This is a genomic window from Paenibacillus eucommiae (assembly GCF_017874215.1).
GTDB lineage: Bacteria > Bacillota > Bacilli > Paenibacillales > NBRC-103111 > Paenibacillus_AI > Paenibacillus_AI eucommiae.
In genome coordinates, this window is the sequence record NZ_JAGGLB010000055.1 from 41,010 (window position 1) to 48,533 (window position 7,524).

Annotated in this window: 8 protein-coding genes and 1 pseudogene; 1 reads left to right on the plus strand and 8 read right to left on the minus strand. The window is 47.2% G+C overall.

The window, feature by feature from the left end; all coding sequences use genetic code 11:
- Positions 1-80: 80 nt before the first annotated feature.
- The 3 genes from J2Z66_RS40410 to J2Z66_RS40420 all read right to left on the minus strand — a co-directional run bounded on the left by J2Z66_RS40410 (position 81) and on the right by J2Z66_RS40420 (position 3,511).
- On the minus strand, positions 81-1,907 hold the full coding sequence (locus tag J2Z66_RS40410; RefSeq protein WP_209979442.1) for a sensor histidine kinase: 1,827 nt from the start codon (positions 1,905-1,907) through the stop codon (positions 81-83).
- The gene (locus J2Z66_RS40415; protein WP_209979444.1) at positions 1,904-2,578 is read right to left on the minus strand and encodes a response regulator transcription factor; all 675 of its coding nucleotides are present in this window, start codon (positions 2,576-2,578) and stop codon (positions 1,904-1,906) included. The genes J2Z66_RS40410 and J2Z66_RS40415 overlap by 4 nt, the downstream gene beginning before the upstream one ends.
- Before the next feature lie 699 nt (positions 2,579-3,277).
- Positions 3,278-3,511 (minus strand): hypothetical protein, encoded by a 234-nt coding sequence (locus tag J2Z66_RS40420; protein WP_209979446.1) that lies wholly within the window; start codon positions 3,509-3,511, stop codon positions 3,278-3,280.
- 479 nt (positions 3,512-3,990) lie between these two features.
- Here J2Z66_RS40420 and J2Z66_RS40425 point away from each other — a divergent pair, with 479 nt between their 5' ends.
- Positions 3,991-4,407, plus strand: a complete 417-nt coding sequence (locus tag J2Z66_RS40425; protein ID WP_209979449.1) for a VOC family protein — start codon at positions 3,991-3,993, stop codon at positions 4,405-4,407.
- Positions 4,408-4,486: 79 nt separating this feature from the next.
- Here the strand turns inward: J2Z66_RS40425 and J2Z66_RS40430 are convergent, their stop codons facing one another.
- The 5 genes and pseudogenes from J2Z66_RS40430 to J2Z66_RS40445 all read right to left on the minus strand — a co-directional run.
- Positions 4,487-4,912, minus strand: coding sequence for an SRPBCC family protein (locus tag J2Z66_RS40430; RefSeq protein ID WP_209979451.1), 426 nt, complete (start codon positions 4,910-4,912; stop codon positions 4,487-4,489).
- A 543-nt stretch (positions 4,913-5,455) separates the two neighbouring features.
- Positions 5,456-5,623: a MerR family DNA-binding transcriptional regulator gene (locus J2Z66_RS44330; protein ID WP_281068947.1), complete on the minus strand. Its 168-nt coding sequence runs from the start codon at positions 5,621-5,623 to the stop codon at positions 5,456-5,458.
- Positions 5,620-5,781 (minus strand): PmbA/TldA family metallopeptidase, encoded by a 162-nt coding sequence (locus J2Z66_RS44255; protein ID WP_376774565.1) that lies wholly within the window; start codon positions 5,779-5,781, stop codon positions 5,620-5,622. The genes J2Z66_RS44330 and J2Z66_RS44255 overlap by 4 nt, the downstream gene beginning before the upstream one ends.
- Positions 5,782-5,818: 37 nt before the next feature.
- A complete protein-coding gene (locus J2Z66_RS40440) occupies positions 5,819-6,208 on the minus strand; it encodes an immunity protein Imm33 domain-containing protein (RefSeq protein WP_209979452.1) in 390 nt (129 codons plus the stop codon).
- A gap of 1,144 nt (positions 6,209-7,352) precedes the next feature.
- Positions 7,353-7,524, minus strand: a pseudogene (locus J2Z66_RS40445) (class I SAM-dependent methyltransferase); the annotation flags it as partial.

Sequence of the window (7,524 nt, forward strand, 5' to 3'; positions counted from 1 at the left end):
GCTACATAGGTTACCCTATGGAGATAAAGATCATATGCAGACCAGTTGCAGATCAATTAAAAAAACGCAGAACGGATATTCTACGCTTTCCTTTTCTTGTTTAATTCAAAATAAAACAGGACACCATCTTCGGTATTGGTTGCTCCGTAACGTGCCTCATGCAGCTCCAAAATTTGCTTGGAGATCGCAAGACCCAGCCCGGTGCCGCCAGTCGAACGATGACGGGAGTGTTCGATGCGGTAGAAGCGGTCCCATATTTTCTCCATCTGCTCGTCTGGAATGTGGGCGCCTTTGTTTTCGATGTTTACCTTGACCGTTTCCGGTTCTTCGACTGTCGTAACGAAGATGTTCTCGCCTTCCGGCGTGTAGCGGATCGCGTTCGTCATGAAGTTCACAACGACCTGTTCGATGCGCAGCAGGTTAGCTTCGATTTCTACAGGGACGAAATGGATGTGGAGCTGTAGCCGTTTGTCAGCGATATCCGGTGCCAGCTTCGCACAAACTCGCTCCAGGACAGCATCGATTCGGAATGGGGTCATCTCCATTTTGTAAGTGCCGGATTCGTATTTCGCAAGCTCTAGCATGTCCGTAATCAGCAGGTTCATCTTCTTCACTTCGTCTTCCATGGCAGCGAAGTAATACGCTCGCTTCTCGCTTTCGGGCTTGTCTTTTAGAATATACAGACAGCTCTCGATGACGCTGAGCGGGGTTTTCAATTCGTGAGATACGCCCGCGATGAACTCTTTTCGTGTCTGCTCCAGCCGCTTTTCTTGTTCGATATCCTGCTCCAGTCGGACGATATGGTCATGCAATAAGCCTGAAAGCTCGTTGATGCTGCGGGATAAGTTGCCGATCTCGTCCTCGGTCGCAATCGGAATTCGGACGGAAAAGTCCAGATTTGCCATTCTTTGCGTCGCTTCGTTCATGCGGAGCATGGGACGAGCAATGCGGCGGGCATAATAAAAGGAAACCAGGAGGACGAGCAGAAAAGAGCCTAACACGATATAGCCGTAATAATGGCGCATCACACCAGCGGCTTCGTTCACGGGCTGGAGCGATGTCATAGCAAACAGGTATTCGGTGTTTCCTGTCCGATCAGTCAAACGTTTCACGAATATTTTGTATGGGACGTTATTTTCCTCATAATCGCTGATGATATCGGTTTTTCCGCTAAAATCTCCGTAGAGCAGATCGGCTTGAAAAGCCTTCACCCTTTCCAGAAACAAATGGTTCGTATACCGCGGTTGGTCCGCTCCCTCCGGCGTCCGGACTTGGACGACGGTACCGTATACCAGACCGCTCGGGTAACGTTCGCGATATTCGGTCGGGCTCTTGAACCTCGGGACGACTTCGTATTCCTTGCGGACGAGCTGGCCGTTTTCCAGACGGTTTTCCTCCCGCAGATTGGAGGCGTTCCTCCCGATCCGCTGTGGGAACAGCCGATTGTCAATTAGGACGCCTTCGATGGCGATGCGTTCCCCCGGGTTGACGAAGATGAAATCCCGAAGCGGATTGTCTGCGCTCAAATCTTCCACATTCATGACCGTGTAGAGCTGGATGGTAATTGTTTGGCCGGATAAGGCAGAAGCGTCTGCCGAGTTTTCCAAACGTACCTCTGTTTCGAAGTCGCTCGTATATTTCAGATTGCCCGCGGCGTCCAGTTCGGTAATCCAAGTGTTATATTTCTGATAAAATTGTTGTTCGTTCCGAAACGCGGTTCGGGCGTCCCCGGCATTATTCCAATCGTCTTGAGAAGCGGTATGGAGGGCTGATTCGACGCTCTCTACCTTCTGATGCACGTAAAATTGTTTGAAAAACACGGTTTGTCCGACAAAGAGGCTTGCGATCACGAATGCGCATAAGCCTGATGTGAGCAAAAACAGCTTGAAGACGATGCTCTTTCTCATGGCTGATCCTCGAATTTGTACCCCGAACGAACGACGGTGACGATCCGGTTCGCATGATCGCCCAGTTTGGAACGCAGATTGCGAATATGACTGCTGAGCGTACGATCGTCACCAGCAAAATCGTAGCCCCAGATTCTCGTGACGAGTTGCTCTCTTGAGATAATGATGCCTTTGTTATTGAGCAGATAGGCCAAAATTTCGAATTCCGTATGCGTCAAGCTACAAAGCTTTCCGTCCAGCGTGATGGTTCGGGAAGGAAGATAGAGCATGATTGCCCCGCCGGACAGAGTATCCCCCGAGTCACGGATATGCCTGCTTTCCAGCAACCGCTTCGTCCGCGCCAATAGGATGGGAGGGCTGCAGGGTTTGACAACGTAATCGTCTGCACCGAGCTCAAATCCAAGCAGCGTGTCGTCCTCGTCCGATCGGGATGTCAAAATCAGAATTGGGATGTTCGACTTCTTGCGAATCCGCCGGCAGACGGACCACCCGTCCAATTCCGGAAGCATGATGTCCAGAATGATCAGGTCGATTTCATTCTCCTGAAATAATTCCAAAGCCTGACTACCACCACTCGCCTCTAGCACCCGGTATCCTTCATCCAACAAATACTCCTTCATGATTTCCCGTAGCACTTGTTGGTCTTCCACGATCAAGATCGTTTTCGGCATGTCATACCCCCTCGATTAGTTTTTATAATCACGATAATTATACTCCTGCAATCATTAGGATTACAATGAGATCCATACCAAGGCGACGGATCCAAGCCTTACGATCGTGCTGCCACGCCCTTAGCTTAGCACTTACCTCGACCGGAATGGCATTGGCTAGTTGTGCCTAGCTGGGCTTAGCTATCCTGCCCGTTTAATCAGCAGTTGACGTGCTCGAGATTACAATAGACATCCTTATCCAGTTGCAACGATTCGTCGGGAATGTCCACAAGTTCTTGTCACCCGACACGAACGCCCGCTTGTAGCAATTCCCCAGAATTACTGTTACCCGTTACTTCAATGCCTTGGTATGACTTCACCAATGCTTTTCCATCGCTTCTTCACATTGATTGAATCCATTTCTTGTATAAAACTGGACACTGGTGCTACTCGGCCAGAGGATAAGAAATTCAACATCATTTTCTTTGGACCATTTTTCCATTGAAATGTGAATCTCGGTACCTTATGTATTAACTGTAAAAACATATGTGAAACTATATTTTCTTCAACTTCTGCCAACCAGATTTACCAATCTCCGCTTTCAATTGCTTAACTAAAAACTCGCTACAAATCTGGCGAAACTCCTCAAAGTTAACCTTACTAACACATAATCCTCCAAAGAAAAGTCCTAACGCATTTGAACAAGTTCATCTATATCGTCTAAATTTCTTTGTAAAAGTCCAGATTCTCCTTGGCTCCCTTCATCTTGTTCATATAGCCGACCAATTGAACTGCGACCCGGTCGGGACTGTACTGGTGGATGCGCTCCTCCACGATCTCCATGTCCGGATACTCGTCGCGGTGCTCGCTAAGATAGGCGATCTCTTCTTTTGACAGTCCCGATTTGATCCGTCGTTGTTGGAATGGCAGATGCGCTCTGTCTTTGATGTCCATAGCCTCGATAACTTCCTCGCTTCTTGCTTAAAGCCTGTTTTGAAAGTAAAGTATAGGGACTGAGTTGAGATCGAATATGCGATCTGCTGTCCCGCCGATCGTAAATATTGCCGCGGATGGGCGGGATGGATACGCCCTTCGAACCTAATACTGAAATGGCGACGGTTTCAAACTTTTTCTTTCGTACTTCGGTTTTATCATTAATTTCCATACCGTTCCTCATTCCGTCACTCGATACCCACCCTTTAATTGTCATATATTCAGACGAATTCCTTTTTAGAGAGGTTCAATCTTTATCCCTGCACAATAAGAATAAGCAACCTTACGGGAATGGCGGGTATCCGAACTCATTACCAAGTTATTTTTCAAAATTTACGCTTCCGAATCCATGAGACCGATGAATTCCCGGATCGGCTGTCGTCTATATAAACGAAGGCATAAATGAACACAAACAAATTTGACGAAGAGGTGTTTTGAAAATGGCATTAACGTCCGCATTCACGAGCTTCAACCTGCCTGTAAAAAACGTAGAACAATCGAAAGCGTTCTTCACCGGACTCGGTTTCGAGCTCAACCCGCAATACCCCGATAACGAGAATTCGGTAGCCATCGTGATCGGCGACAACCTGCAGGTCATGCTGATCAATCAAGCATTCTTTAATACGCTCACGGAGAAGGAATCCGTCGATACGAGCAAGTATGCGCAGATGACGATCGCATTGGCCTTCGAGAGCCGGGAAAAGGTCGATGAAATCGTGAATACCGCGGTCTCCTTGGGCGGAAAGTTGCACGCTGAACCTGAAGAACATGGGTTCATGTATCATTGGGGCTTCGTGGACTTGGACGGCCATCTGTGGGCCATTAACTACATGAACATGGATGCGGCACAAGGTTAAGGCTAACAGAGAGCACGCTCGTACTAGGGTTCAAAAAGAAAGACGCCGGGCATCTTCCCCGGCGTCTTCTTCGCGATGATTAGTTTTGTTCGGTATAGGCTTTGAAATTGTCCATGATCGCTTGCCAGCCTGCTTGCTGGAACTCGACGGGATTGGAGCTTTCCGCGTCGAACGTTTCAATGACCTTCGTCTCATTCCCTTGATCGACGAAAGCAATATCCACTCTTCTTCCGTCTTCCATGGTGTAGCCGATCGCCTCATGCCGATTCACGACATCGTAGACGCCGCCAAAATCAAAGCCCATGCTGCCATCCTTCGCTTCCATCCGTGTTAGAAACTTGCCGCCGACCCGCAGATCGTTTTCGGCTCTCGGCGCATGCCAGTCCTCGGACGCTTGATTCCACTTCGTGATGTGATCCGGCTCGGTCCAATAGCGCCATACCTTCTCGACAGGGGCATGAATGACGGCTTGCACGGTTACTTTCGTCGGTTGACTCGTTTCCATTTTAAATAGACACCTCTCTCATGATATTCGTCGTTTGGTTATTCTCAATGATATAGACGTAAGCCAATGACGAAATTCATTGGTCAATTCGCTCAGGCAGCCCAAATCGCGAAAATAATGGCGTATGAATGAAGTTTTGAACGTGCAGGACGACTTGCACCAGTAACAATCGCAATTCGCCCTTTTAATCGTTTAGTCAAATTAGCGCCTCCCAACCAAAACTGCCAACACACATCCATACATTACCATAAATACATCTCATTGAATATAACTGCCAGTTAGCTTAAAAAAAAGGAGCAACTGCCGCGGCAACTGCTCCTGGTATTGTTGAACTAACGTTACCCGTTAGTTCAATGCCTTAAGTGAATATCAAACTAATACTTCAATTTGGTCCAGCCATTGTTAGTTTGTATTGATTTCTGCAGCGGATATAACCCACTATTATTCGTGTTAAATGCATGTATCATTTCTTTCGTTAAGTCGATTACCAATGGATCTTGCAATGAATCTTCTATTGGTATGAATCTCGCATCAGCAACCTCTTTATGTCCATCCGGTACTCCAGCACCTGCCGCTGCCGTCCTGATCCTCGCTGACGCAGAAGGCCGTGAAACCCAGCTTGAAGACGTCGGTGTCGGAATAATCGCGGTAGCCGGACGCCTTGCGATCAGCAGCCGGAATCAGGCCCGTCTGCTCATAGTAGCGGATCATCTTGGCCGAAATTCCAGTTGCTTTTGATGCCCGTCCAGGGCTAATCGGTGTCGGAACGAGAAGCTATAGCGCTTGCCGTGCAATATTTTCCGAATTCCGAAGCCACTCCGATCAGATCCAGTCACATACTTTACCTTGCCCCGCTTCACGAAAATCATAGCTCACGCCAAGTTTTTGCAAATCACCCATCACGAATCACAAACTCCTGTAATCAATTTCTATCTCCTCTTTTGTTCCCGTTTTGTAAAAACGTATCTTTCCTTTATCCTTTACAACATATAAATCCGTTCCAACTGGCATATTATATAACATAAGTATAGAGGGATCGATGTTAGCAAGCGTATTAAAATCTAAAAAAACATTATTATCGGCTATATTTATATATGATTCGCTATCAGATTTACCGATGAAGCGCCAACCATTATCCTCAGGGGCTACAGATTTTACTCTAAAGCACCATTTAATTGGAGTTTTTCCATTAAAAATGCTTTTTGTGCATATGCATCCACCAGCATTCTCTATGAAAATAATTGGCTTTTTGATGCCTTTCCTTATTTTCCAAGCGTTCCAAAAATTCCAAAGCATAAATTTCCTCCGTTCCAACTTGCGGTCTGTGGGGGCAAAATTGACTTGGGCTGGGCGTGTCGAGAGGTGTGCCGACCGCTACAGGACCTGCATTGACATATTGCGGTGAGGCTACAGGACCTGCATTGACATATTGCGGTGAGATTTGCGGGTCGTATGTCTAACACCGCTGATTTGGCCGCTCTGCTCCGTTCCATTGTTCCAAATCCTCAGGTGATATCAACTTCGTAGGGAGCAGTTTCTCAATTTGCTAGGACACGGCACAAACATGCCCATCGTGGTGGGAACCGAACCGCCGGCGAGCGGACACGGCGAACTTCCGCGATGGGGTCAGAACCAACATTCGGATCGACGCGGAAATCGGAACCTAAGGCATTTGTTGCAAGGGTAAGGCAACTAACGCGGGGGTAAGCTAGGCAATGATCTTCCGCCTTTAGCCCGCAGATCACTGCTGGGTGCTTTATCCGTTCGCGGCGCGACATATGTTCGTTGCTTCATCAGATCTCCCCCCAGTAGTTACAAATAACCCCATAATAATAGACGCACATAAAAACCAGTATGTTGCGCTATCCTGCCCGTTAGGTTAGCCACCTTTACTTTATTTTATTTTACTTTACTTCGACAAAGGGTCAAGTTCTTGTCGTTCAACATTGCACTCACATAAGAATCACTGCCGCGTTTTAATAACAAGCACCCGGAGGACGGCCGCTTTTGCCACGGCCAAATGTCGGATGTACGGCAACAGCATCGCCGGGACTTCCGGAGCTTGCACATCGTAAATATAAATCCCTGTCTCGACAATCGTAATTCGTTCCTTCGTCTCCGTATTATCGGTACAGACCTGCCGTCAATTAATCCCCCTTCGCATTTCAACTTTACGATCTTACTCATGTTTGGACGAAAAGGTCCAATAAAACCTGCTGCTACTGTTAATTAAGCGCCCTCTCTACTTCCTACGATTTCTCTTGTATATTATACAAAAAAGCCGCGCCCCCTTCGAAAGAGCGAGCACGGTGCAGTGATTTAGTTTACAACTCAGTTGCCAACTTTATTGTACAGTTACTAACTATAATGTCTGCCAACAAAAAGGGTTGCGGCAATGCATCATGGGCAGAGGCCATATTTCCGCTTTCCCTTTCCTACATTATTGCTTTCGTACGGCCTCAAAAGTAATAATTTGCCCCGCATTAGACGGTTGCTTCTCGTAAACATAATCAGAAGAGCATCTAATCTCAGAGAAACCTATATTTTGTAATATAAGTCTAAATTCCTCGATTCCATACCAACGCATTGCAAAACGCTGCAACTCGGTATGA